This is a genomic window from Flavobacterium sp. N502536 (assembly GCF_025947345.1).
Lineage (GTDB): Bacteria > Bacteroidota > Bacteroidia > Flavobacteriales > Flavobacteriaceae > Flavobacterium.
The window spans coordinates 1,544,909-1,571,080 of sequence record NZ_CP110011.1 but is presented as its reverse complement, the minus strand read 5'-3'; the positions used below and the strand labels follow the sequence as shown (position 1 = coordinate 1,571,080).

Below are 26,172 nucleotides of genomic sequence, written 5' to 3'. Positions count from 1 at the left end.
GACTCCGTGTTTCAGAAGCTTAAAGAAATCTTGTAATTTTTTTAACTTTTGTCAAATTTCTATTTGAGAAATAGCATCGTATCTTTGAATTATTAGAATTTTAAAGAAAAACTTAGAACCTTAGCTCCTTAGGGGCTTAGCAACTTAAAAAAGTATGAAATACACAACTTTACCCCATACCGACATAAAAGTTAGTAAAATAAACCTCGGAACAATGACTTTCGGGCAACAGAATACAGAGGCCGAAGGGCATCAGCAAATGGATTATGCATTGGAGAGAGGCGTTAATTTTTTTGATACTGCCGAAATGTATTCTGTTCCGGCACGTGAAGAAACGTACGGAAGTACAGAGAAAATTATAGGAACCTGGTTTAAGAAATCGGGAAATCGCGACAAAGTGGTATTGGCGACTAAAATTGCGGGGCCAAATCCGGCTTTTACCTATATGCGCGAAAAGGGTGATTTCTCACCAGCGAGTATTAAATATGCTTTAGAAAACAGCTTAAAACGTTTACAGACCGATTATATCGATTTGTATCAAATGCATTGGCCGGAGCGTAAAACCAATTGTTTTGGACAGCGTTCTTTTAATGGTCATGACGATGCGTGGGAAGATAACTTCAGAGAAGTATTAGAAACATTCGACGGACTAATCAAAGAAGGAAAAATAAAACACATTGGAGTTTCCAATGAAAATGCCTGGGGAATGATGCGCTTTCTGGAAGAAAGTAAATACCATAACTTGCCAAGGATCAAAACCGTTCAAAACCCGTATAGCTTGTTGAACCGACTTTTTGAGGTAGGCTCTGCGGAAGTTTCGAAGTACGAAAATGTGGGATTGCTGGCCTATTCTCCTTTAGCTTTTGGAGTTTTAACGGGTAAGTTTTTAACTGGTGAGGCACATCCAAATGCCAGAATCAACCTTTTTCCGCAGTACACACGTTACAATAGCGAACAAAGTACACAAGCTACAAAGTTATATCAGGAAATTGCAAAGAAACACGACCTGACATTGACCCAATTGGCCATGGGATTTGTGCTGCAACAGCCATTTTTAACCAGTGCAATTATAGGAGCTACAACTATGGAGCAGTTAAAAGAAAATATTGATACTATTGATGTCGTATTGTCAAGCGAAATTGTAGCCGAAATAAATGCTGTTCAGGCAATAATTCCCGATCCGGCACCTTAATTAGCTCTCAGATAAAATACAAATTCCACAAATTGACAGAGGTATAGTCTGTGAAAGTTTGTGGAATTTTTTATGAAAAGTAAAAACGATTTCAGAACAAAAAATAGCGTCGCTTCGTGAAATGGGTGTTTTTATAAATCAAACTCATCCTCAATAGCCAAAGAATCATTCTTCACCGCTGTAGAATCCGGAGCTTTAATCCTTATCAAGGAACGCGCATTTCCTGAAATGTAAACTGGTAATTGTCCAAGAGTATCTTCAGGAACCAGCAAACCTCTTCGGAACATTAAATTTTTCAGGAATTTTTGATTTTTCAATGCATAATCCCTTAAATTGCCTTGATCATTAAACTGATACATGAATTTTCTGGGTTTCGGAATAATTGTCGCTAAGTACAGGCATTCATCAACATTTAAATTGGCAGGGCTTTTCTGGAAGTAAAAATGACTTGCTTCGCCAATTCCGTACACATTTGGACCCCATTCGATAATGTTGAAATAAACTTCCAGCATTCTTTCCTTGCTTACCACTCTGTTGTTTTCCAGAATATAAACCAGTAAAATCTCTTCGAGTTTGCGTGAAAGCGTTTTTTCTCTCGTCAGGAAAACGTTCTTGATGAGCTGCATGCTAATGGTACTGGCACCGCGTGAGAATTTTTTGGTTCGGATATTTTTTAAAATAGATTGCTTAAAAGCCTCATTGATAAAACCGCGGTGCGAGAAGAACGAAGGATCTTCCGTCGTTAAAACACACTTTCGCAAATAAGGAGAAATCTGATCTAAAGGAGTATAGTTGGGGTTTGCATTTCCAACTAGAACCGGGCGCTGCAGTACATTTTGTATAATGGCACGATAAACAAATTCGCCGTTTAATTTGTTAAGATCGGCTTCCCCGTATTTCGTGATTTTTAAACCTTCTTTGTTTAATTTACTGTCAAAAACTAAGGTGTTCGGTTTGTTTTTGTTGAATCTGAAATCGAGCTTATAGTCAAAACTTCCGGCGGCTTCCATTCCTTCAAAATGAGTGAACAGACCTTCAGGCAGGGAAACAATAAAGTTTTGCGCCTGCATTTTCGGAATGTTTACTTTTAAAGTATAAACCGTATCTTTTTCGGTGTCGTACGAAACATAAGGATGCAGTTTTATTTTGTTCAGTTGCATGGTCGAAGTACTGTCGATCGATATAAAACTATCCCCCAGTAAGAAACGATAATCAAAACGGGCATTTTTGATCACAACGTCTTTACTGGCAATTTTCGGATGATTGATTTTTAAGTTCGTGATAGAGGTGTAACCGTCAAGGTGTAATTCGCTGCCGTCTTTTTCGATGTTCTGAACATTTAGTCGGATCGAGTCAAAGCTGGCTTTTAAATTGTAACGTTCGTCTAAGTACGGAACTCGGATTGCTCCGGTATCCAGATTAAAAAAACGAATGTCTGCTTTTTTATTTCTTGGATCGGCAAAACCTTTGATGTTCCAGCGCTGATCAAAATCTTTGCTTTGGACATGAAGATTGGTCTCAAGTTGTTTGTTGTCGAGAACCAGTTTATTGATGGCAACAGATGTTTTTTTGCCATTGTCGTCAATTCTGAAATTTAAATTCTCAAGCTTCATATCTGTCGGAACCAGATTGAGTAGTTTAGAAATGATACGGTAGGCAAAAGTGGCATATTTGCGCTTTTCATTTTTGTCCGAATCTGATTTGTCCTTTTTTAAGAAGGCGTCAAAATTACGAACATCTCCTTTTTTCACCAGTTGGATATAACCATTGTTGATTTTTAAAGTTCCAATTTGAACATCACCAATCAATAAATTGGCTAAACTGATGCTGGTTTCTATTTTTTCAATATGACAAAGTGTATCAGCGTTTTTTGGAACGAGAATTACGTTGGTCAGTTTTATACCGGATAAGCCGTCAAATGAAGCCGATTTTACAGAAAATGTACTGTTGTACTCCGTGTTCATTTTGTTCGTCACCTTGGCGATGGCTTGTTTGAGAAGCGAATCACGGAAAAAGTAAAATCCTAAAAAAAGCACTACCAATACCAGGGCTAGTATTACAAGTGCTTTTATTATTTTTTGTTTTGGGAATTTCATAGGTAGGTTGATAAAAATTAACCAAAAAGAATACTGGCCACATCTTCGATTTTAGCCACCAATTCAATTTTGATTCCTATATTTTTTAACGCAATTTTATTGTATTTGGATACAAAGATAGTGGTGAATCCAAGTTTTTCGGCTTCCTGAATACGCTGGTCGACACGATTTACCGGACGAATCTCGCCTGAGAGTCCAACTTCACCTGCAAAACAGAATCCTTTTGTTACCGGAATGTCTTCATTGGAAGATAAAATAGCAGCAACAACAGCTAAATCAATAGCAGGATCATCAACAGAAATTCCACCCGTAACATTTAGAAAGACGTCTTTGGCGCCTAAGCGAAATCCGGCTCTTTTTTCCAGAACCGCCAGAATCATGTTCAGTCTTTTAGCATTGTAGCCCGTAGTGCTTCGTTGTGGAGTTCCGTAAACTGCAGTACTCACCAATGATTGTATTTCGATCATCAAAGGACGCATGCCTTCAAGTGTGGTGGCGATGGCGGTTCCGGATAATTCCTCGTCTTTATGCGAAATCAAAATCTCTGAAGGGTTGGACACTTCGCGTAAGCCACTGCCTAACATTTCATAAATTCCGAGTTCGGCCGTAGACCCAAAACGATTTTTTAACGAACGCAAAATTCGGTACACATGATTTCGGTCGCCTTCAAACTGCAAAACAGTATCGACCATATGTTCGAGAATTTTAGGTCCGGCAATATTTCCGTCTTTGGTAATGTGCCCGATTAAAATTACTGGAATATTGGTTTCTTTGGCAAATTTGATCAGTTCGGCAGTTGTCTCCCTGATTTGAGAAATACTTCCCGCGGTTGATTCAATGTAATCGGTGTGCAAAGTCTGAATCGAATCGATGATTACGATTTCAGGTTCTATCGCTTCAATTTGTTTGAAAATATTTTGTGTTTTGGTTTCCGTCAAGATGTAGCAATTATCGCTGTTGGGCGTGATTCTCTCTGCGCGCATTTTGATTTGCTTCTGACTTTCTTCACCGGAAACGTATAAAGTTTTGTACGGTAGTTTTAGTGAAATTTGTAGCAAAAGTGTACTTTTTCCAATGCCGGGTTCACCTCCCAGTAGCGTCAGGGATCCGGGAACAATTCCACCACCCAAAACACGGTTCAACTCGCCATCAGTAGTATTCATTCGAATTTCCTGTGCCGAATCAATTTCATTAATTTTTAAAGGACGCGGTGCTTTACCGTTTGAAGTAGGTTCGCTTTTCCAGGCTACTTTTTCCTGCTTCTGAATAATTTCCTCGGCAATAGTATTCCATTCTTTGCAGGCATTGCATTGCCCTTGCCATTTGGCATATTGAGTTCCGCAGTTTTGGCAAAAAAAAGAAGTTTTAACTTTTGACATTATTTGGTGGTTTTTGCAAGTGCATTCATCTGGTCCATTTTCTCGTACATCAAATCTTTATTCAAATCACCAATTGGTTCCATTTGAGAAGCATTTTGGTATTTTTTTGAAGCTCTTTTTGGGTCACCCATTTTCTCGTACATCAATCCTAATTCATATTCTCCCAGCATGGCTTTCGGGTAATTTACATTTCCAATTTCAGCCATTTTGCCTAATTCGTCATAAGCGTTCTTTTTTAGAATAAGGTTTTCAATTACTTTAAAATCACTCATTCTCACCGGAATCTGAACTCCCAGAACTTTAGACATGGTGTTGTATTTGTTTTCTAAGTAATCGGCATATCCTGTTTCCAAAACAGCAATTTTATTGTTGTATTCAGAAGAATTAATAGGCTTGTAAACATCGAAAATCTGATATAAGGCACTCGGAATTGCATGTAAAACCTGAGTGTAATGCGTTGTACCTTTAAACAAATCGTATTTATAGTTTACTAACGGATTATTGGCAATTTTAATATTGCTGTCTAATTTTTCGATAGGTTCTTTGATCTTTTTATTGTCTCCGTCGGCTGCAGAAAGGTAGTAGAACAAAGGCTCTGTAGCTTTGGCTAGTTTTTCGGGGATTCTAACTTCCATTTTATTGGCAAGTTCAGGACTAAAAGCAATGTAAGCATTAAAAAGAGGTTGTTCTTTGTACAGATAAAAATTAATGAAACTTGCAGTTACATCATGGCCGGCGATAATTCTGAAAGGAGATGTGCGGTATTTCTTTTCGATGTAAGGTACTAATTCGGCACCAACAAACTCAAAAAAACTGGCTCCTTTTTCAAAAGGAAGTCCCGTATTCTGATCAATAGTCGTATCGTCTTCGCGTTCGTCGTTTTTATTTTGATGAACACCAATAATAATCATCTCAGGCAAATCTCCCCAATAGGTACCATAGCTTATAGCACCGGAGAAAGGATCGAATAAATAATCACCATCGAGTAAATACAAAACAGGATATTTTTTATCGGGATTGGCTTCGTAAGACTCCGGAAGGCCGATTGTTATTCTTCGTTCTTCTCCGAGCTTTTCGGATTTAATGTTGTCAAATTTTTTCTGCGAAAAGACAGAAATCGAAATTAAAGTAATAAGTAGGTAAACTTTTTTCATGAGTTGGGGGCATTTCAGTGAGTTAAAAAGTATTGTAATAGTGTAGCAATATAACATTTTATTTGCTTTTTTAGTATTGTAATCCGTTGGGGCGAATTCATTTTAACAGATAGTGACATAGATAGTGTGTCTGTAAAAAAGCTTTCTACTTTGTTTCAATACTAAATGTGTCTCTATAGGGAAGAAGTATGTTTTTAGGTGTTGAGTCAATTTTTTGTCACTTAAACCCAACAAGTTTATTGTAGAGGTAAAAATAGCAAGCCTTTTTGGTTAATAAAAGGCAATATTGAATTTAGGCCAATAAAATACTGTTTGTGTCAAAAAATATTGAACAAACTAAATCGAAATAAAGTGTAATAAGGAAAGATTAGGTTAGCGAATTATCATTTTCATTCGGAAAAATGATCCACGGTTTGAAAGTTTTAGCTTCTTCAAACTCCAGGGTTGCATAAGATATGATAATGATAATGTCGTCTTTTTGAACTTTTCTGGCAGCAGGTCCGTTCAGGGTTATTTCTCCTGAATTTTTCTCTCCTTTGATCGCGTAAGTTTCAAAACGTTCACCATTATTGATGTTTACAATTGCTACTTTTTCGCCTTCAATGATGTTTGAAGCCTCTAGTAAAGTCTCATCAATAGTAATGCTGCCAATATAATTTAAATCAGCTCCGGTTACTTTTACTCGATGAATTTTAGATTTTATAACTTGAATTTGCATGGTGCAAAGGTAAATTAATTTAATGAAATGGTGTCAATCAACCTTATAGAATTAACAAATACCGCTATAAAGGCACGGTAATTTTTGTCGTTGCTTTTGTGTTCTATAGGTAATAATGTGGATTCGTCAGCGATGACGAAATATTCGAGTTCAAATCTTTCGTTGTCTTTGAAAGAATTTTCTACAAATTGGATGGTTTCTTCCGGAGTGCCCTTCTCAAATATTTCTTTTGCTTCGGTCAGTACCTTGTAAATGATAGAAGCCTCTTTTCGCTCTTCGGGACTGAGGCGCTCATTTCTGGAGCTCATTGCGAGTTGATTGTCTTCTCTGAAAATAGGACAACCGACCACATTTACCGGTAAATGATTTTTTTCGACCATTTTTTTAACGATCTGCAATTGCTGAAAATCTTTTTCACCAAAGTACGCATTAGTTGGAGTAACGATTTCAAACAAACGTTTTACGATAGTTCCGACTCCGTTAAAATGACCTGGTCTGAATTTTCCTTCCATCTGGTTTTCCAAACCATCGAAATCAAAATCCTCAGAGATCGTATGACCTTCGTAAATATCATCAACAGTAGGGGCGTAAAGGATCATTTTGTCGCTTAAACCTCTCATTTTCTTCACGTCCTCTTCTAGAGTACGCGGATATTTTTCAAGATCTTCAGGGTTGTTGAACTGGGTTGGGTTCACAAAAATACTCACAACGGTATCGTCATTTTCTTTAAGCGATCTTTGCATTAAAGCCAGATGCCCTTGGTGTAAAGCGCCCATAGTAGGTACAAATCCGATAGTAGAATTTGCGGTTTTGATAGTTTTTAAATAGGCTATCAAAGCTACTTTACCGTAGAAAATATGCATGGCAGTATTATTAAAATTTAGTGCAAACATAATATATTAGTTAATAACTGCATAAAATTTTGTAATTTTGCAACGTTTTTATTACCAAAAATTAAGTAAAATACTATTATGAAAGATAAGAGGATATTATATGTATCATCTGAAGTCGTGCCTTATTTGGCTGAAAATGAGGTTTCTTTAATGTCTTATGACGTTCCAAAAATGATTAACGATCAAGGAGGTCAGATAAGAATTTTCATGCCAAGATATGGAAATATTAACGAGAGAAGACACCAGTTACACGAAGTAATTAGACTTTCAGGAATGAACTTGGTAGTGAATGACTTAGATATGCCATTGATTATTAAAGTTGCTTCAATCCCGAAAGAAAGAATTCAGGTTTACTTTATTGATAATGATGAATATTTTAAGCGAAAAGCAACTTTTGCCGATGAAGAAGGGGTTTTGTATCCTGATAATGATGAAAGAGCCATCTTTTTTGCAAAAGGAGTTGTTGAAACAGTAAAAAAACTAAACTGGGTTCCGGATATTATCCACGTTCACGGTTGGCTGGCTTCGATGTTACCTATTTACATGAAGCACTATTATAAAAATGAGGCTTTATTTTCTGAAACTAAAATTGTAACCTCTGTTTACGGACAATCTTTTGACGAGAATCTGGATCTGGAGATGATTAATAAAGTGAAATTTGACGGAGTTCCGCATGAATCAGTTGCTGATTTGGAAATACCAAATTACGAAAATATCCTAAAAGCCAGTATATTGCATTCAGATGCTGTAATTATAGCTTCTGAGAATGTATCTCCAAGTTTAACAAAATTTATAGAATCTTCAGGAAAACCTTTTTTACCTTTCGCCACGAAAGATGCATTCGCTGAAGCGTATACAAATTTCTACAAAACAATGGGTCTTTAAATTTTAACTTTATTATTAAACATGTACAATACTTCTTTTATTAAGAAAATACTATTAGTTGCAACAGTTGTCCTTTTATATTCTTGCGATAAAGATTTTAATGCGATTGGTGATGGTTTGATCGGTGATGATCATTTTGGACTAGAATCTGAAAAATATGAAGTTTTAGCTTATAATCAGGAAGTAACGCCAATTCAGTCAAATGGAGCGGCAAATTATGGTTTAGGTGTTTACGATAATACAGTTTTTGGTAGTACAACTGCCAGTTTTGCTACTCAGGTTAATTTAGAAACCTATGCGCCAACTATTGGTGATGCACCTGAAATAGTAAGTGTAGTACTAAGTGTACCTTATTATAACCATGTGAAGACTACGAATACTGATGGAAGCCGAACTTTTGTGTTAGATTCTATTTACGGAGCTTCTAATGGAAAAATTAAATTAGGTGTTTACGAGTCTGGTGTTCAAATGCGCAGCTCTTACTTTGACGGAGGAGCACAGTTTTTACAATTGTACAATACGGACATGGATACGGATACCGGTGTAGACAGTTATATCAATTTTGATAAATCTAAAAAACCGTATGTTGCTACAGGTAAACCGTTAAACGATGACCCTAAAGTAGCACAGAATGAAGAGTTTTTCTTTGATGCAAGCGAAATTACGGACGACACTACAGATCCTACAACTGGAAAAGTAACAAGTACCAAAGTGGCTCCCGAAATGCGTTTGAACCTGAATAAAGCCTTTTTTGCAGATAAAATTTTAAAAGCTCCAGCGGCGAAACTTGCTTCTGCTGATGTTTTTCAGGAGTATTTCAGAGGATTGTATTTCAAAGTAGAACGTTCTGGCAGCAGTCCGGCTAATATGGCTTTGCTGAATTTTGCAACAAACGGAAAAATTACAATTAAATATAAAGCTAAAACAGCTATAACGACAGATCCTGAAACTACAATGGAGGATAAAACCTTAATCATTAAGTTAACAGGTGCGTCGGCAGCTTTGCTTAAGGAGGCTAAAGATCCTGCTTATGCTAATGCAATAGCCAATCCAAATAATAAAACAGGAGACGACAGACTTTATTTAAAAGGAGGACAAGGATCACTGGCAGTACTGGAACTTAGTGGTTTTGGTGCTAAACTGAGTGAAATCAGATCGAAGAACTGGTTGGTCAATGAGGCTAATTTGGTTTTTTCTATAGATACAGATAAAATGGCAGGAACTTACGAGCCTAAACGAATTTATTTGTATAATTTGGATGACAATGTGCCTATCGCCGATTATCTGGCTGATGCTGCATCATCTAACCCACTATTAACTAAAGCAGTATATAGCGGTATTTTAAGTTTAGATCCTACTACGAAAAGAGGAACAACTTATAAAATTAGATTAACGAATCACATTCGTAATATCATTAAGAATGCAACTGTGAAAAACGTAAGATTAGGTTTGGTGGTGACAGGTGATGCGAGTATCATAGCTTCTAACAAATTAAAACTAAAAAACAGCGTTATCTCAGAAGCACCAAGAGCTTCAGTAATCAGCCCGCTAGGGACGGTATTATTTGGAGGTACTTCAAGTGCAACTATTCCGACAGGGAAAAAATTACAGCTTGAAATTTACTACACGAAACCAAATTAATAATTAATATATGTGTGGAATTGTTGGATATATCGGTCATCGAGAGGCTTATCCTATTGTAATCAAAGGATTAAAGCGACTTGAATACAGAGGATATGATAGTGCCGGTGTTATGTTGTATGACGCCGAATCTGGTGTAAAACTTTGTAAAACAAAAGGTAAAGTTTCGGATCTTGAGGTTAAAGCCAAAGAGAACTTAAATGCAACCGGAAGCATAGGAATTGGACATACGCGTTGGGCAACCCACGGAGTTCCAAATGATGTAAATTCGCACCCGCATCTTTCTAATTCAGGAGAATTGGTTATCATTCACAATGGAATTATTGAGAATTATGCACCGCTTAAAGAAGAATTAAAAAAGAGAGGTTATACTTTTAAATCAGATACAGATACTGAAGTTTTAGTGAACTTAATTGAAGAAGTTCAGAAAAATGAAGGTTTGAAGTTGGGTAAAGCAGTTCAGATTGCCTTAAATCAGGTAGTAGGAGCTTATGCAATTGCTGTTTTTGATAAAAAGAACCCAAATGAAATTGTAGCAGCCAGATTGGGTAGTCCATTGGCAATTGGTGTTGGAGAAGGAGAATATTTTATTGCTTCTGATGCTTCGCCTTTTATTGAGTACACTTCAAATGCGATCTATCTTGAAGATGGTGAAATGGCAAACATCAGATTGCACAAGCCGCTTAAAGTTAGAAAAATTAAAGACGACTCTTTAGTAGATCCTTATATTCAGCAGCTTCAGATGAATCTGGAGCAAATTGAAAAAGGAGGGTATGATCACTTCATGCTAAAAGAAATTTACGAGCAGCCAAGTGTTATAAAAGACACGTACAGAGGAAGACTTCATGCAAATGAAGGAATCGTTCAGATGGCTGGTGTTGAGGATAACTTAGAGAAATTCCTTAATGCAAAACGAATTTTGATCGTTGCTTGTGGTACTTCTTGGCATGCAGGTTTAGTAGCAGAGTACATTTTTGAGGAGTTTACGAGAATTCCTGTTGAAGTAGAATATGCTTCAGAGTTTAGATATCGTAATCCAATTATCAACAAAGATGACGTAGTAATCGCGATCTCTCAATCGGGAGAAACAGCTGATACTATGGCGGCGATTAAATTGGCAAAAGAAAACGGTGCCTTTGTTTTTGGAGTTTGTAATGTTGTAGGTTCGTCTATTTCAAGAGAAAGTCATGCAGGTGCTTACACACACGCAGGGCCGGAAATTGGAGTGGCTTCAACAAAAGCATTTACAACTCAAATTACAGTTTTAACCATGATCGCATTGCGATTGGGTAAAGCAAAGGGAACGTTATCAAACACTGATTTTCATACCTATTTGCAGGAATTAGAGATTATTCCGGAAAAAGTAGCGGAAGCATTAGAGACTAACGACAGAGCAAAAGAAATTGCGGCAGCTTTTAAAGATGCGCCAAATTGTTTGTACTTAGGACGTGGTTATAATTTCCCGGTAGCATTGGAAGGAGCATTGAAACTAAAAGAGATCTCTTATATCCATGCTGAAGGTTATCCTGCTGCCGAAATGAAGCACGGGCCAATCGCTTTGATTGATGAGCACATGCCGGTTATCGTTATTGCACCTAAACAAGGTCATTACGATAAAATTGTAAGTAACATTCAGGAAATCAAGTCCAGAAGTGGTAAAATCATTGCGGTGGTTACCAAAGGAGATACACAGGTTCGTGAGTTAGCTGATTATGTAATTGAGATCCCTGAAACTTCAGATGCGTTGTCTCCACTGATCACAACAATACCTTTACAATTGCTTTCATACTACATCGCAGTAATGAGAGGATGTAACGTAGATCAGCCTCGAAATCTGGCAAAATCGGTTACAGTAGAATAGATTTTTATTTAAAATATATAAGTGTTTAGAAATGCGAGACTTAGGTCTTGCATTTTTTTTTGGTTATTTTTTGTAGGAAGGGGATTGCGGTTCTATATTTGCAAAAAATTCGTTAAAAGCGATTCTATGAAAAAACTATTACTTTTTATTGGTCTTCAATTTTGTTTATTGGCCACTGCACAGCAAAAAATTACTTTTAATTATGATGCAGCAGGGAATCAAATTATAAGAGAACTTTGTTTGTCGGGCTGCTCACAATCTGCTAAGAAGGTAGAAGACGTTAAAGAAATTGAGGCGTTAACTGAGGATGATTTGTTAAAGTTTTCGCCGGAAGATGTGATATCCTATTATCCAAATCCCGTTAAAGAAGAACTTTTTCTGCAATGGCAATTAGGCGAAGAGAATTATGTGACTTCTGTTCAGGTGTATAATATGGTGGGACAGATACTGCAGACTTACCAAGGAAACGAAAGAATGAATAGTTTAAATATTCCTTTTCAGAATTACCCTGGAGGTGTTTATCTTGTTTTACTTTCCTATAAAGACGGAGGAGAGAAATCGATCAAAATCATCAAGCAATAAAAATCATATGAAGCAATTTTACCTTTTCATTTTAATTATAATTACAAATTTAACTTTTTCTCAAAATTTCACAGATACCAAAGGAGAATTACAAATTTCGACAGCAGGTACAGCAACATACAGTTTGCCTATTGCTACTCCTCCAAGTATAAAAAGTGTTGCACCTATAATTAATCTTACCTATAGCAGCGGTGTTAGAGGCGGTATTGCCGGACAAGGCTGGAGTATTAATAGTATCTCGGCTGTAAGCCGAATCTCTACTCGTCGCGATATTGATGGTTTTGTTGACGGAGTTGATTTTGATGATAATGATAAGTTAGCGTTAGATGGTCAGAGACTTTTGATAAAAACGGGAACATACTGGGCAAGTGGTTCTACTTATGAAACAGAATATAAAAGCAATACCAAAATCGAACTAAAAATAGAAGGTGCGACTGTTTATTTTATTGTCACAGCTCCCGATGGATCACGAAGCTGGTACGGTTCTAAAGGCTCTGGAAGTTTACAAAATTCAGTTTCGTTAAATGCTTGGTACATTGTTCACTATGAAGATGTGAATGGTAATTTTATAGATTATAATTATAAGACGATTGCCTACGCTGGTACAAATCAGTTGTATATAGACAATATTGCTTTTAGTGGAAATACAATTGCAGGAATTGCTACTCAGAATAAAATCAGTTTTAATTATGAAGAAGCCGCTCGCGTTGAACGTGATTTTTTGAAAGGTAATTCGTTATATGCTACTCAGATATTAAAAAATATTACAGTCTATGCAAATAATGCGACATTTAGAACATATGCACTAATGCATACAGAAGATTCTTTTGGCTATCAAAGAGTAAAAGAAATTCAGGAAATTAATGCGCAGGGAGAACCCTCAAATCCTGTCGTTTTTGAATATGATAAAACAACTGCCTCTACTACAAAAATAGAAAAACCATACATTAACAACCTTGATTTTGATGAAGCACAATTAGCAGGTGATTTTGATGGAGATGGTAGGTTGGATTTTGTAGCAAAAAATAAGATCTATACTAATTTATTTAATGGAAGTACAGGTAATGTTCCTGTTGCATTGCCTTTTGATGCCTCATCAAAAACAACTTTTGGAGCAACAACAATTAAAAATAATAAGATAAATCAATTTCAATCCGTAGTTTCAATTGGAGCGACTATCAATTCTTTATTTTTTAGAGTTTACAATATGAATTCTGGGACAGTTACTTTGGATCAAAATAAAATAGTAGAATTTGATAACAGAGCAACTTACGATCAAAGCTTAAATATTGACCAGATTTTTAATGAAAATAGTAGTGCAGGTGTTGCAATCTTTTATGACTGCGAGCAAGAGGATGCAAAGTTAAAAAGTTCAAATGAATATTTTGAAGGGGATTTTGATGGTAATGGGATCAGTGAAGTTTTAATTTCTAGCACAATTAATGAGAAGTATTATTTTGTTAAAACGGAACATTTTTATGTCGGAGAAGGATATTCCGATTATTCTTGTTTTACATATTATAAAACTGATGTGCCAAGAAAATTCTTTCTTCTAGACTTAGACCCAAATGCTTCTTCCGTTTTAGGTTCAAGAGGATTTGTAAGTCTTCAAAATAGTGCAATTTTAAACGGAGATAAAAAACATATAGCTGACTTCAACGGTGACGGAAAATCAGATATACTTTTAGTTAATACGGATAAAACTTATAAAATTATTAGTTTTAAGCAGTTAACTACTGCTCCCTGGATAGAGCTTGAGGTTCTAGGTTCAGGTATACTTGATAAATATTCGGCCAGTAAGCAAATTCTCTTTGGTGATTACAATGGGGATGGAAAAACAGATATTATGATTCCTGATTCTGAAGGAGGTAAGGGTGACGTAAAGTGGCATATTTACTACAGTAATCCAAATCCAGCAAAAGGGGATTTTTTTATAAAAGAATCTCATGATATAGTGGAGTATCGTCCAGATACGAATAGCGAAAGGTATCCCTATGATGAACAGGTTCATTATAGCAGTTATTATGCGATGGATATTAATGGTGATGGGAAATCTGATTTAGTACGGGTATGGAGGAAATATTTTAAAGTTAAGGGAAAAATTAATAATCACGATTCTGAGTGGGCAATATCAGCATTTACAAATAATATCGGAAAAAGAAGCGTTTCGGGGTTTACACAAACGTATGATTCTGGTATTTATAGAAATGCTTCCCCGGTTTTGGGAATCCCTTTGGCTTCAAATTACAGATATGATGGTGCTAATACCGATTTAGTATTTGTAAGGGCAAAAAGTAATATTGTGGAATATTACCAGTTCAATAAAAATGTTGATACCGAAAACAGATTGATAAGCGTAACAGAATCAAGAGGAAACATAAAACAAAGCATCGAGTATAAACCAATGGAAGCTGCAAACAGCAGTTTTGGAAATTCTTCAACTGATTTTTATTCTTCAGAGAATGGAGTAAATTATCCTAACATTGAGATTATAAGGAATTCTGGAGCTTATTTGGTTGCTAAACTTACGGCAACAATCAATGGGGTGTCTAAATACCAGGATTTTAGGTACAGAGGTTATGTGTCTAATTTCAATTTGGGAACAGTTGGGTTTGTTAAAACCACCAGAAGCAGTTGGTATTTAAATAGCGGCGATGCTAAAATATGGACCACACAGTTTAATGATGTTACTCTAAAGGGGGCTAATACCATTACCTGGACTAGTACTGATGGAAGCACTGTGTTTAATAGTACGCCAAGTAATTTACTGAGTACAAAAACAAATGAATTCGCCGTTTACACAGAAGGGGGTGGTGATGCTGTCTCGTCGCGTACCATTCCAAATACAATTACGATACAGGACCCCGTTACCGTCGGGCAGACTTATAAAGCCAGCGGTTCTATAATTGCCTTGTCAAAAGTAAATGATGATGTAGCAGTCGTTTATCAGGCACCAGAAATAATCCTAAAGCCTGGATTTATTGCCAGTGCCAATAATAATAGCAAGTTTACAGCTTCTCCCACAACAGCTTCTCAAGGTGGAAGTGCTCCAAATTCAAACGGGAGTGTTTATAATGTTTTGCTTACCAAACAAACTACTGTTGATCATTTGACAGGAGTGAAGAATGAAACTTCTTTTACTTATGACGGAACCGTTCAAAGTACTAATTACTTTGGTTTAGAAGTTAGAAAAGTTTCAAAGCAGTATAGCGCTGCCACTTTGCAGGGAACTACTACGGTGGATACCGAATACGATAATAATCCTACTGGAGTTGGTAACGCTTATTATGTAGGACGTCCTAAAAAGATCAATTCTTCGAAGACGGTTTATACAGGTGATAATCGCACTTCTGAGGAAAAGTATACTTACACCGGATCAAATTTAACAAGATCTGAAAAGAAAGGACATAATACCTATCCAATTATAGAGGATATGAGTTATGATGCAATAGGGAATTTATTGACAAAAACAGTAAGTGCTCCGGGAGCCCCGTCTCCACCGGCAGCGAGAACGATTACTGATGAATACGATAGTACGAAACGATTTGTAGTCAAAAAAACAGACCATCAGGGTTTTGTGACGAATTTCGTTTATAATACTTTAGGCCAGCTTACTAAATCTACAGATTATTTAGGAGTTGTCAACGATTACATCTACGACAATTGGGGAAAACTCATCAACACGACTACACAAAATACTGCATCCACAGCTCTAACAACTGCTATAGTTTATAACAAGTTGTCTGACGGCGGTTATACCACCACCACTACAACTAATACTGATGGTAAAACGGTAACACAGTATGATGTATTAGGGAGGGTTGTGGTTACAACAACTAAAGGTTTTGTAGCAGGCACTATGGTTTCTAAGCAGGTTGTTTATGATGGATTAGGCAGAAAAACCAAAGAAAGTGAACCTTATTTTTCATCCCCAGGCCAATGGACCCTTTATGAGTATGACTATTTAATGCGTCCTGAAAAAATAACATCACATACCGGAAAAGTTCAAAGCTTATCTTATTCAGGATTAACAACAACCAGTAACGATGATGGTAAGGTAACAACCATTACAGTTGATGCTTTAGGGAATAAAACACAGACAACAGATCCGGGTGGAGCTGTCAATTTTATATATTACGCCAACGGGCAATTAAAGGAGTCAGACTATCAGGGCAACAAAGTATCAATATCGATAGACGGTTGGGGTAATAAAGTTGCCATGACTGATCCAAGTGCCGGAACGTATACCTATTCTTATGATGCTTTCGGACAAATTAAAACGGAGACCACACCTAACGGAACAATTGCTTACGTATATGATGCCGCAGGAAAAACAATTGAAAAAACAATAGTTGGGAATAATACCAACAGTAAGACGACTTATGCTTATAATCCGGCTACTAATTTAATAACGACAAGCACTTTTGTTAATAATCTGGAGGGCAATTCGATTACCAATTCATTTGAATATGATAGTTATAAAAGAGTCAGCAAAACAATAGAGAATACCCCTTATGCTACTTTCACCAAAGAAATTACTTATGATACATTTGGACGTGCAGATAAAGAAACAGCAACAGCAGCTATAGGAGGTAAATCAAGTTCAAAGAAGCTAAAACATACTTATCAGAATGGTTTTGCATGGCAAATTGTAGACGACGCTACGCAACAGGTATTGTGGCAGACCAATTCGCTAAACGAAAGAGGACAGTTAACAAATGCAAGTTTAGGAAACGGAATTGCCGTAAATAATAATTACGATCAATATGGTTATGCCTCACAGTTTAAGTGGGATAGAACGGTTACCAATCCGGGGAACGTAATGACTCTGACAACCGCTTTTGAACCTAAAAGAGGGAATCTGACCAATAGAACGAATAACCTGTTTAATTGGAATGAAAACTTTACATATGACGAATTAGACCGATTACTGACCTATAATAATGCGCAGGGTCAGCAAGAAACACAGACTTACGATGCAAAAGGTAAAATTACCCAAAACAATTTGGGGACTTATAATTATACTGTAACTGGAAAAACATATCAAAATAACTCGATTACATTATCTACTCAGGCATTAGATTATTATAAAAACAGAGGTACAGGTGCCAATTCAGCTCCAAAGCTGGATTTAGATATTGCTTATAATACGTTTAAGAGCCCTGCAACTATTAAGGAACGTGGACGTGATGGAAATTATATCGAGTATCTTAGTTTTACCTATAATGATGGTAACGATCGCAGTACAATGTTTTATGGAGGAGGGCAAGAAGATAAATTGCTTCGTCCGCTTAGAAAACATTACTCGGGTGACGGGACTATGGAAATCAAAGAAAACAGAACTACCGGTGTTATAGAATTTGTAACTTACATAGGGGGTGATGGTTATAGTGCTCCCCTTGTAGTAAAAAGCGATGGAACAGCACAAAATTATTTATATTTACATAGAGATTACCAGGGCACTATCTTGGCAGTAACGGATAACAGTGGTTCAATTGTCGAAAAACGACTCTTTGATGCTTGGGGAGCGGTATTAAAAGTGCAAAACGGAGCTGGTACAGATTTAGGATTGTTGACTGTTTTAGATCGTGGATATACCGGACACGAGCATTTGCAGAGCATAGGGATTATCAACATGAATGGCCGTTTGTACGATCCAAAACTGCATCGTTTCCTACAGCCGGATAATTTTATACAGGATCCGTCCAATACCCAAAACTACAATCGTTATGGCTATGTACTCAATAACCCACTGAAATATACAGATCCGAGTGGTGAGGAAGCAATTAGTTTGGGTATCGCAGTAATCATAGGAGCTGTTATAGCAGCAACGACCTATACTTTAACGGCTTTATTGGCTGATGTACCCTTTAGTGTGGGTGGTTTGGTTAAGTCTACTTTTATTGGTGCGGCAAGTGCAGCAGTGACTTTTGGAATAGGAAGTGCAGCGGGTACAATTGGTAATTTTTATGTCAAGGCTGCGGTTAGCGCAGTTGCACATGGTACTTTTCAGGGAGGTATGACGGCAATTTCAGGAGGTAAATTTTGGAGTGGTTTTGCAGCGGGAGCTTTGAGTAGTATTGCGAGTAGTCTGTACCAAGGAGGAACCAATACGACTACAGTTGGCGGAAAAACCGTAGGTATTGCAGGTACCGGTTTTAATAGCATTGGTGATAATCTGGGAGATTTGGGCACAGTAGCTTTTGGTACTGTTGCTGGGGGAGCAGGAGCTGCTTTAACAGGAGGTAATTTTTGGCAGGGGGCCGTTACAGGACTTGTGGTCAGTGGGCTGAATCATGCAATGCATAAAATGCAGGAAAACAAATCTTTTAAAGAACAACTAAAAGCGAAAGGAATAAATCCTAACGGAAAATTTGGGTTTACTGATCAAGAGTTCATAGATAATATAAATGCTGTAGATGAATTGCGCAGTGTGTTCAAACAAGCATTAAGTAAATTAGGAGATTTGGAAGTGGCTGAAAGTTTGTATAATGAATACGGGCAAGAGGCTTCGGGAACAACAGAAATGAATTCTAATGGTAAATACACAATATCATTATCATCAAGTAGAATAAAAACGAATTTAGATTTTGTTTATACATATGGTGCGGAATTATCACACGTAGTTTATAATTGTGATATGAATTATCAAACTTGGTCTAGCCAATCAAGACTACAAAGAAATCAAGAAGAGTATAGTGTTCATTATTCTTGGAATTTTAAATATGGTGCTCCAGATGGTGTGGGTCAAGTGAATTATTGGAGAAATCAATTAAATAAATAGAAATTATGAGAGCTATACTTTTAATATTTTTTTTAAGTTTTTTCAATTTTAATTATTGTCAGGATGTTAAAATCGAACTGCTAAATGCGAAAACAACAACTGATAATAAAGTAATTTTAACTTTAAAAATCAATAATAATTCGAATGAAAATTATGTGATTAATAAAAATTTTACTTTTGAGGATAAGGCTCCCGATTTTTCTTCCAGCTCTTACACAAAAGTTAATGTATTTGAAAATGATTCTGTTGTAACAAGAATATCAGTAGTTAAATTTGAAAAATTGACAGAGCGAAATAAGAATATTAAAAAATATGATGTTTTTTTTATCAAAAGAAATACTAGTGAAATAATTAGTTTTTGTTTAGACGATTTCTTGACAGAAGGAGAAAAGATAGGACTAAAAATGAAAATGATTTCACTTAGTAATTTAAGTATTAGTTTAGATTTATATCAATCAGGGTTTTTAAACATCAAGAAAAAGAAGATTCTTAATAGAATACGTAAAGAAAATTACATGATTTTTAGAGGACAAATAAGTACTAATAAAGTCCTCCTGCTGGCGCAAGCCTCCCGCTCGTGAATGCATATAAAGTTAGTTCCTGAAATTGAAAAAATAAATATGTATAAATATGAGGAGTTGATGATTCTAAAAGAGAATGGATTGATTTTGATGTTTTGTCCGCGAATGGGACACTCGCCCCGCTCTGCGAAGTCTCCTGACTTCGTAATAGTAAGTTTTGAAAGAACATAAGATTTATAAAAAGAACAGGAAACAGTTCGTCCATATAAGGAACTTCGAGCCAATCGTAATTTTTAAGAAGAAGACCTTTTAGTGTAGAGATATCTTTTGTGTTTACAACATAGGCACATATAAATAATTATAAATATCAAGATCATGAAAGTATTTCTTACCAGTCTATTTTTAGTAGTATCCGTATCGGTATTCTCGCAACAACTAAGTTATAGAAGCGGTGGAGTGGTTTACAACGATACCGAAAACAAAAAACTTTCATCCAATGTGGTTCGTGCTTATCTAGATAATAATCCAGAAGCATTGGCTCTTTATAATACCGGAAGGAGCAAGAAAACATGGGGAAATGTTTTTCTTTATGGAGGGGCAGGTCTTGTCGTAACAAACGTAATCATAGGAATGAACACAGATAATAGTACCACATCATATCCGGGAAATGGATATAATCCTTCAATTAAATCTGAGCGTACCAGTTTTACAGCCGCGATTATTGGAGGTGCAATGATTATCGCTTAGATCCCTATTAAAATTGGATATCCGAAAAAAATTAAATCCGCCATTGCGAAAAACAATGACGGTTTGGTAGAAAATCATAAATCAGCTCCCAAAACTATTTTAATAGCTAGTGCAAATCAAATAGGTATTAGAGTTGAATTTTAATTGAAGAGATGGTTGTTCTTGTTTTTCCATTGTTTTCATAATTCTATAGTAAAGAGAGTTCGACTAATATTTTGTTCTAGCTGATAGAAGTTTATGGAGAGTGATTTGAGAGTAAGAAAAAGTATAAATAAAAAGAATTTGTATGAGTTTATTAAGTTTAAGAAAGATTGCGGTGTTGCTGGTATTATTACAAGCTTCGTCTTTGTATAGCCAGGGTTTGCCAATAGTGGGGTTTGGAGATCCTGCTAATTACAAAATTGACACTTTTGCTGTTCCTGGATCATCCGGTTTGGATTTGCATTGGTTTGGCGGTATCCGTTTTGGTGATTGGACAGGTAGTAATGTTATGAGAATAGAAAATGGAAATGTAGGTGTCGGGGTTTTAAATCCCACTTCTAAGTTCCAGGTTTCGAATTCCTTTAATACGGATACAAATGAAGTTATCGCATCGTTTACAAGAGCGGTAGGTAATACTGGAGGAAGCAGCATAGTACGATTTGGTTATCATAATACTTGTGATCTTGAAGTTAATTCAGGATATAGTAGTACGGGGCATCGTTTAGGGGGTTATTTTGATCTTAACATAACGAATAATCATCCGGGAGGAGATCATGGGGGGATAAACTTTGTGACAAACTCAAGTGTTAAAATGGCAATAAATGTAAATGGAAATGTCGGAATTGGTACAGTAAATCCAGGTTCAAAACTTACCGTTGCCGGAAATATTCATGCTCAGGAAGTCAAAGTGACGGCTAGGGCGGGCGAAGTTCCCGATTATGTTTTTGCAAATGATTACAAGTTAAAATCATTGGAGGAAGTGGAAGCATATATCAAACTAAATAAACATTTACCGGAAATACCATCAGCAAAGGAAATTGAGAGCAATGGCTTAATGCTGGCGGAAATGAATTTGAATCTGTTGAAGAAGATGGAAGAAATGACGCTTTATATGATTGAGATGAAGAAAGAAAATTTAGTAATGAAAGAAAAACAAAGGCAGTTAGAGGAGACCGTTCAAGAACTTAAAAAGATAGTAAATTAATGAAAGTAATAGCTCCCATTTTATGTTGGATGTTCTTTTGCATGAATGTTAGTGCACAAGTTTCAACCGCTGTATCGATTCTTGATACTAGAGATAGTAATGATTTGCCAAATTTTTCATCACGAGCTTTTCGAGTTGATTTTAAATCCAGAGGTATTATAGGAGTGCCGGGTTCAGGGTTTTTTTCTACAAATTTAACTTTTTCCCCTTGGGCGGACAATGAAAATACTGGTGATAAAAATCATCAGCTAAATTTTAATAATGGCGGTATTTTTTATAGGAATGCCTATCCAACAGATAACAAATGGGGAACATGGAACCAAATATTAATAGCAGATGAAAAAGGTAATTTTGGTGTGCAGGGAGGTTTTACTATAATTAGAAATATTGCTCAACCAAGAGCACATATTCATTTTGGAGATGGTTTAGCTGTGTCTGGAAAATCATCATCAATGCTTCTTTTTGCAGGGTATGGAATAGAGCATTCAGGATTTACGTGGGTGCCTAATAGTTCTTTAAACGAAGGGAAATTATTTCTTTCTTTCGGAGGTTCTGATAATTTGATTGAAAACTCAATAAAAGTGACTTTTCAATCTAACGGTAATGTCGGAATTGGAACATCAAACCCTGACTCAAAACTGACTGTAGCAGGGAATATCCATGCGCAGGAAGTCAAAGTAACTGTTAAAGCAGGAGAGGTTCCCGATTATGTTTTTGCAAACGATTATAAGTTAAAATCATTGGAGGAAGTGGAAGCATATATCAAACAGAATAAACATTTACCGGAAATACCATCAGCTAGTGATGTGGAAAAAAATGGTTTGATGCTGGCGGAAATGAATTTGAATCTGTTGAAGAAGATGGAAGAAATGACACTTTATATGATCGAACAAAATAAAGAGATAACAAATCTTAAGAAAGAAAATGAGAATCTTAAATCATTTTCAGAGCGATTGTTAAAAGTCGAGAAGCAATTATCTGAAAAATAATTTAGGTTTGAAAACCTTATTTGGATCCATTTTTTAGTGGGGGTAAGGAACATAATAGTTGAAAAGCGGGATTTTATCTCGCTTTTTTTGTTTGTGCTTATTTTTAAAATCGTTTTGTAGGTTTTGAAATATTAATTTTTATATTTGTAGGAAAAATTTGTTGTTTTTTTATTAATGTTTGGCAGATCGGCTTTTTGTTCCGGAAAAGAGATAATTTTTTAGTGAGCCTGAGCATTTGCGATTTTATGTTTTTCTGGTGATTCGGGTTATGAGGGATGATATCGTCGTATGCAATTACTGCTGTTCAATCGATTTCTGAAAAAGGAGTAAGCTTGGATTGCTTGTACGGACTCAGCAGAAATTTGCAACCGATTTGAAAGAGGGATTATGAAATAGCATTTGTTAAATCTTTAGAGATATTTGGGCTTGCCGTTTTAATTGTCATATTTTTTTTATCGTCGGTGTATTTTTATTAAATCCTCATTTTTTTGCTTTAAAATAATATGTACGCATAGTATTTAGGGTTTTACAAGTTTGATCTTTGAGTTTAATTTAATAAAATCAATTGTCAAATAGTTAATATTGTAACAAATTTTATATCGAATATTTATTTTTTTTAACATTTTTTTATACATATTAAAATTATTTGTATTTTGGTAGTATAAACTAAACAAAATCTAACCAAATGAGAGTCTATTTATTAATTATGTTGTTTTTCAGCGGAATATCTTTTGCGCAGAATTCAATTACCGGTTCTGTGACTGATGGCAGTAAACAAGCTATTCCGGGAGCCAATATTGTCGTAGTTGGAAGTTCAAACGGTGCTTCTACCGATTTCGATGGTACATTTAAGTTAAATACTTCTACGAAGCTGCCTTTTACAATTAAGGTTTCGGCTGTAGGTTTCGAGTCTAAAACAGTTAATGTTACCTCAGTAAATCAAAAGATTAATGTAATTTTAAAAGATGAGGAAACCAAATTAAATGAAATTGTGGTTTCGGCTTCGAGAACTCCTGAAAGAGTACTTGAATCTCCGGTAACCATTGAAAGAATGGGAATTCAGGATATTAAGAAAACCGCTTCTCCTTCTTTTTATGACGGTCTGGAAAACTTAAAAGAAGTACAGATGAATACCAGTAGTATGTCTTTTAAATCAATCAATACAAGAGGTTTTGCAACTGTAGCGAACACTCGTTTCATGCAATTGGTCGATGGTATGGATAATTCATCTCCGCTTTTGAACTTTGTTTTGGGGAATATGATTGGTGTTTCGGAAATTGATGTTCAGAGTGTTGAGCTGTTACCGGGTGCATCTTCGGCTTTGTACGGGGCAAATGCTTTTAACGGTATTATGTTTATGAATAGTAAAAGTCCTTTTACTTATCAGGGAGCATCAGCTTATTTTAAATACGGAGTGACTTCACAGAAAGCTGCCGGTACTAATAATTATTATGATTTTGGGATGCGTTTCGCACATGCGTTTAATAAATATTTTGCAGCCAAAGCAAACTTTACATATATGGAAGCTACCGATTGGTATGCTACAAATTATAATGACAAAACAATTCCAGGAATTGACAGAAGTAATATTAATTATGATGGAATCAATGTTTATGGAGACGAGGTTTCGACTAATTTAAAAGGAGTGGGTCAGTCTCTGGCTGCTTTAGGACTGCTTCCTGCTTCGGCTGTAAATTTGTTGCCGAACAAAAATGTGAGCAGAACTGGTTACAACGAAGTTGATCTTACAAATAATAAAGCAGGAAACACTAAAATTGATTTTTCTTTTCATGGAAGGCCTTTTGGTGATGAACGATTGGAAATTATCTGGCAAAGTAAATTTGGTTTCGGAAATGCCGTTTACCAAGGAGCTAACCGTTACTATCTGAATAACTTTTTTATGCAACAGCACAAAATTGAATTCAAAGGGAAAAATTTCTTTGTGAGAGGATATACTACTACTGAGGATGGAGGAGATTCTTATGATATGGCTTTTACCGGAATTAATATAAACAGAAAATGGAAAGACGATAAAACCTGGTTTGGTCAGTATGCAGGAGCTTACGTTCAGGCTACTTTAGGAGGAGCAACTCCTGAACAGGCACATGCGGCAGGAAGAACTACGGCGGATACAGGTCGTTTTTTACCAGGTACGACAGCGTTTAAGAATGCATTCAGTCAGGTAATTGACGACGAAAGTGTACTTACAGGATCAAAACTGGTAGATAATTCAAAAATTTACCACTCAGATGCAAACTATAACTTCAAAGATGTGATAAAGTTTGCTGAAATCCAGGTTGGTGGATCATTCAGATTGTATGAGTTAAATTCTCACGGAAGAATTTACACCGATGGTAATAGCGGTATTAATTATACGGATTATGGTGCTTATACACAGCTGGTAAAGAAATTTATGGAAGACAGATTGAAATTTACAGGTTCTATTCGTTATGATAAATCCAAAAATTTCGATGGTAATTTTTCACCTAGAGTGTCTTTTGTATATTCTGGAGGAGAGAAAAAGAATCATAATTTCAGAGCATCGTTCCAAACTGGTTTCAGAAACCCGTCTACACAGGATCAGTATATAGGTTTTAATGTGGGAAGCGCAGTATTGATAGGTTCTGCCCCTGATAACTTGTTGCGTTACACTGAAACATTGCCTGTTTCAACAACGACAGGTCAGGCTTTTGCAGGAGGACCAACTGTTGTAATGACAGGTTTGAATGCTTATGGTAATTCGTATACAGCAAGTTCAGCCAGTGCTTTTGCTGCTTTGGCAGGAAGTAATCCTGTAGCTGCGGCAGCACTTTTGAGAAAAACAAATGTAAACTATGTAAGACCGGAGGAAGTTAAGGCATTTGAATTGGGATATCGTTCTTTTATCAATGATGTTTCGGTAGATCTTAATGCTTACTATAATATTTACAACCATTTTATTGGGAATCTAAATGTTGTGGCACCTTTTTATGGTACTACACAAGATGCGCCAAATCCTTTAGCCGGGTCAACAGATCCTGGTTTCCAGACACTTCATGCGCTTCAGAGTGGAAATATAAGAGCTTATCAGCTGTATACCAATACAGATGTTGAAATCAAATCGTTTGGATTTGGTGTAGGTCTTTCTAAAAAAGTGATTGCTAATTTTGAATTAGGAGTAAATTATAATTATGCTCAGTTTGATTTTGATCAGGCAAAAGATCCAAGTTTTGAAGCTGGTTTTAATACACCAAAACACAGAGTTAAGGTATCTCTTGGAAATGATAAATTGTTTGAGAACTTCGGATTCAATGTAAGTGGAAGATGGAATAGTGAATACAAGTGGGAATCAACTTTTGCAGATGGTATCATTAAAGAGGCAACTGTAATTGATGCGCAGATTAATTACGGACTTCCAAAATTAAAATCAATTTTCAAATTAGGAGCTTCAAATATCGGAGGAAAAGAATATGCTCAGGTGCTTGGTGCAGGATATATTGGTCAGCAATATTTTGTTTCCTGGACGATCAATCCGTAATTTGAAGTAATAGACGAAACAAACCAT

The 26,172-nt window shown here is 36.1% G+C and carries 16 protein-coding genes; 11 read left to right on the top strand and 5 right to left on the bottom strand.

Annotation, left to right across the window (positions count from 1 at the left end; all coding sequences use genetic code 11):
• Window positions 1-154 precede the first annotated feature (154 nt).
• On the top strand, window positions 155-1,192 hold the full coding sequence (locus tag OLM61_RS07015) for an NADP(H)-dependent aldo-keto reductase (protein ID WP_264525679.1): 1,038 nt from the start codon (window positions 155-157) through the stop codon (window positions 1,190-1,192).
• Window positions 1,193-1,323: 131 nt separating this feature from the next.
• Here the strand turns inward: OLM61_RS07015 and OLM61_RS07010 are convergent, their stop codons facing one another.
• The 5 genes from OLM61_RS07010 to panC all read right to left on the bottom strand — a co-directional run bounded on the left by OLM61_RS07010 (window position 1,324) and on the right by panC (window position 7,432).
• Window positions 1,324-3,288 (bottom strand): transglycosylase domain-containing protein, encoded by a 1,965-nt coding sequence (locus OLM61_RS07010; RefSeq protein ID WP_264525678.1) that lies wholly within the window; start codon window positions 3,286-3,288, stop codon window positions 1,324-1,326.
• Window positions 3,289-3,305: 17 nt separating this feature from the next.
• Window positions 3,306-4,667, bottom strand: a complete 1,362-nt coding sequence (gene radA / locus OLM61_RS07005) for a DNA repair protein RadA (protein ID WP_264525677.1) — start codon at window positions 4,665-4,667, stop codon at window positions 3,306-3,308.
• The gene (locus OLM61_RS07000; RefSeq protein WP_264525676.1) at window positions 4,667-5,821 is read right to left on the bottom strand and encodes an alpha/beta hydrolase; all 1,155 of its coding nucleotides are present in this window, start codon (window positions 5,819-5,821) and stop codon (window positions 4,667-4,669) included. The genes radA and OLM61_RS07000 overlap by 1 nt, the downstream gene beginning before the upstream one ends.
• Before the next feature lie 367 nt (window positions 5,822-6,188).
• Entirely contained in the window at window positions 6,189-6,539 is a 351-nt protein-coding gene (gene panD / locus OLM61_RS06995) for an aspartate 1-decarboxylase (RefSeq protein WP_017495920.1), read from the bottom strand.
• Between the two features lie 14 nt (window positions 6,540-6,553).
• Window positions 6,554-7,432, bottom strand: coding sequence for a pantoate--beta-alanine ligase (gene panC / locus OLM61_RS06990; RefSeq protein WP_264525675.1), 879 nt, complete (start codon window positions 7,430-7,432; stop codon window positions 6,554-6,556).
• 78 nt (window positions 7,433-7,510) lie between these two features.
• Between panC and OLM61_RS06985 the strand changes: the two genes are divergently transcribed.
• From OLM61_RS06985 to OLM61_RS06940, 10 genes are all read left to right on the top strand, one after another.
• Window positions 7,511-8,317 carry a glycogen/starch synthase gene (locus OLM61_RS06985; RefSeq protein ID WP_264525674.1) on the top strand — a complete coding sequence of 269 codons (807 nt, stop codon included), beginning with the start codon at window positions 7,511-7,513 and terminating at the stop codon, window positions 8,315-8,317.
• Window positions 8,318-8,338: 21 nt separating this feature from the next.
• Window positions 8,339-9,958, top strand: coding sequence for a DUF4270 domain-containing protein (locus OLM61_RS06980; protein ID WP_264525673.1), 1,620 nt, complete (start codon window positions 8,339-8,341; stop codon window positions 9,956-9,958).
• Window positions 9,959-9,968: 10 nt separating this feature from the next.
• Window positions 9,969-11,819, top strand: coding sequence for a glutamine--fructose-6-phosphate transaminase (isomerizing) (gene glmS, locus OLM61_RS06975; RefSeq protein WP_264525672.1), 1,851 nt, complete (start codon window positions 9,969-9,971; stop codon window positions 11,817-11,819).
• 126 nt (window positions 11,820-11,945) lie between these two features.
• On the top strand, window positions 11,946-12,401 hold the full coding sequence (locus tag OLM61_RS06970) for a T9SS type A sorting domain-containing protein (RefSeq protein ID WP_264525671.1): 456 nt from the start codon (window positions 11,946-11,948) through the stop codon (window positions 12,399-12,401).
• Window positions 12,402-12,408: 7 nt separating this feature from the next.
• Window positions 12,409-19,185 (top strand): RHS repeat-associated core domain-containing protein, encoded by a 6,777-nt coding sequence (locus tag OLM61_RS06965; protein WP_264525670.1) that lies wholly within the window; start codon window positions 12,409-12,411, stop codon window positions 19,183-19,185.
• Between the two features lie 5 nt (window positions 19,186-19,190).
• Window positions 19,191-19,766 carry a hypothetical protein gene (locus OLM61_RS06960; protein ID WP_264525669.1) on the top strand — a complete coding sequence of 192 codons (576 nt, stop codon included), beginning with the start codon at window positions 19,191-19,193 and terminating at the stop codon, window positions 19,764-19,766.
• A gap of 315 nt (window positions 19,767-20,081) precedes the next feature.
• Entirely contained in the window at window positions 20,082-20,453 is a 372-nt protein-coding gene (locus OLM61_RS06955) for a hypothetical protein (RefSeq protein ID WP_264525668.1), read from the top strand.
• Between the two features lie 286 nt (window positions 20,454-20,739).
• The gene (locus OLM61_RS06950; protein WP_264525667.1) at window positions 20,740-21,639 is read left to right on the top strand and encodes a tail fiber protein; all 900 of its coding nucleotides are present in this window, start codon (window positions 20,740-20,742) and stop codon (window positions 21,637-21,639) included.
• Complete coding sequence (locus OLM61_RS06945; RefSeq protein ID WP_264525666.1) at window positions 21,639-22,628, top strand: tail fiber protein; 990 nt, start codon at window positions 21,639-21,641, stop codon at window positions 22,626-22,628. Before OLM61_RS06950 ends, OLM61_RS06945 begins: the two co-directional genes overlap by 1 nt.
• A gap of 685 nt (window positions 22,629-23,313) precedes the next feature.
• On the top strand, window positions 23,314-26,145 hold the full coding sequence (locus OLM61_RS06940; RefSeq protein WP_264525665.1) for a TonB-dependent receptor: 2,832 nt from the start codon (window positions 23,314-23,316) through the stop codon (window positions 26,143-26,145).
• The last annotated feature ends 27 nt before the right edge of the window (window positions 26,146-26,172 follow it).